The 2,202-nt window shown below is 67.3% G+C and carries 1 protein-coding gene; it reads right to left on the reverse strand.

Features of this window, described 5'->3' with window-relative positions; genetic code table 11:
* Nucleotides 1-1,950 (reverse strand): Ig-like domain repeat protein (locus VT52_RS33935; protein WP_167377768.1); only part of this gene is annotated, 1,950 nt, incomplete at its 3' end.
* Nucleotides 1,951-2,202 lie beyond the last annotated feature (252 nt).

Here is a 2,202-nt window from a genome sequence, read left to right on the forward strand (position 1 = left end):
ATCGACCGTGCCGGTCGGAGTGCCGGCCCCCGGCGGAACGGCGGCCACCGTCGCGGTGAGGGTCTTCGCCTCACCGAAGACCGAGGGGTCCGGCGCCGATGTGAGGCCGGTCGTCGTGGCCGCCTGTGTCACCGTCTGGATGTCCACCGGGGAGGTCGACCCGCTGAAGTCCGCGTCCCCGCTGTACACAGCCGTCAGCGAATGCGAGCCGACCACGAGGGTGGAGGTGGTGAGCGTGGCGGTACCACCGACGAGAGTGCCCGTGCCCAACAGCGTCGCACCGTCGAAGAAATCGACCGAACCCGTAGGCGTGCCGGCACCCGGCGGAACGGGAGCCACCGTCGCCGTCAGAGTCTTCGCCTCACCGGCAACGGACGGATCGGGAGCCGACGTGAGACCCGTCGTCGTCGCCGCCTGCGTCACCGTCTGCGTGTCCACCGGCGACGTGGAACCGCTGAAGTTGGTGTCGCCGTTGTAGACAGCCGTCAGCGAATGCGACCCGACAGCAAGCGTGGACGTGGTGAGCGTGGCCGTACCACCGACGACAGTGCCCGTGCCCAACAACGTCGCACCGTCGAAGAAATCGACCGAACCCGTAGGCGTACCAGAACCCGGCGGAACAGCCGCCACCGTCGCCGTCAACGTCTTCGCCTCACCGAAGACCGAGGGGTCCGGCGCCGATGTGAGGCCGGTCGTCGTGGCCGCCTGTGTCACCGTCTGGATGTCCACCGGGGAGGTCGACCCGCTGAAGTCCGCGTCCCCGCTGTACACAGCCGTCAGCGAATGCGAGCCGACCACGAGGGTGGAGGTGGTGAGCGTGGCGGTACCACCGACGAGAGTGCCCGTGCCCAACAGCGTCGCACCGTCGAAGAAATCGACCGTACCCGTGGGCGTGCCGGTGACGGGCGGTGTGGCGCTGACCGTCGCGGTGAGGGTTTTGGTCTCGCCGAAGACGGAGGGGTCGGGGGTGGAGGTCAGAGCGGTGGTGGTGGGGAAGGGAGCGGTGGAGGTGATGCTGACGGTCCCGTCACCGTTGTTGACGATGTAGGCCGTGCTCCCGTCGGGGGTGATCGCGACACCGAAGGGCGCTGTCCCGACGGAGATCGTGCCGATCACGGTCTGGCCGGCCGTGTCGATCACACTGACCGTGTTGTCACTGTTGTCGGTGACATAGACATGGGCCCCGTCGGGCGAGACGGCCACCCCCACGGGCGCGTTGCCGACAGGGATCGTGCCGATCACGGTCTGGCCGGCCGTGTCGATCACACTGACCGCGTTGTCACCGTTTTTCGCCACGTACACCTGGGAACCATCCGGAGCAGCCGCGATTCCCAGCGGGAAACTCCCGACGGTGATGGTGTTGGTGACGGTCTGGGTCGCGGTGTCGATCACGCTGACCGTGCCGTCACCCGAGTTGGTGACGTAGACGGTCGAGCCGTCCGGGCTGATCACGACGCCGAAGGGTGCACCGCCGACGGTGATGGTGTTGGTGACGGTCTGGGTCGCGGTGTCGATCACGCTGACCGTGCCGTCACCCGAGTTGGCGACGTAGAGCGTGGAGCCGTCCGGGCTGATCGCGATACCGAGAGGGACGCTGCCGACGGTGATGGTGTTGGTGACGGTCTGGGTGGTGGTGTCGATCACGCTGACGGTGTTGTCACCGGAGTTGGTGACGTAGACGGTCGAGCCGTCGGGGGCGATCGTGGCCCGGAAGGGGACGCTGCCGACGGTGATGGTGTTGGTGACGGTCTGGGTCGCGGTGTCGATCACGCTGACGGTGTTGTCGTCTTCGTTGGTGACGTAGGCGGTGGTTCCGTCGGGGGTGATCGCGACGTCGATGGGGAAGTCGCCGACGGTGACGGTCGGGTCGGACAGGAGTGTGAGGCGTGGGCGGTTGATTGGACGGAAGTTGAGGAGTCGGCGCCAGGCGGAGGTCGGTTGTGCGGACATGGGATGCCCCCTCTTGCCGTAGTTCGGTGACGGGGGTGGGGCTGCCGAGAGTCAACGAGCCTGGTCGTGACGCGTGTACGCGGTCAGGCTTCCAGGAAGCGTCCACCATGGGTCGCCGAGCTGTAGGTGCTGCGGGCTCGGTCGCGGTCGGCTCCCGGCACGGAGGTGGGCGGTCCTTCCGGGGGCGATAGCGCAAGTAATCCATCACCGCCGGACGCCTCACCACCCATCCACCCCGAAATCACCCAAACG

Origin of the sequence: Streptomyces malaysiense (assembly GCF_000980885.2) — a bacterium.
GTDB lineage: Bacteria > Actinomycetota > Actinomycetes > Streptomycetales > Streptomycetaceae > Streptomyces > Streptomyces malaysiense.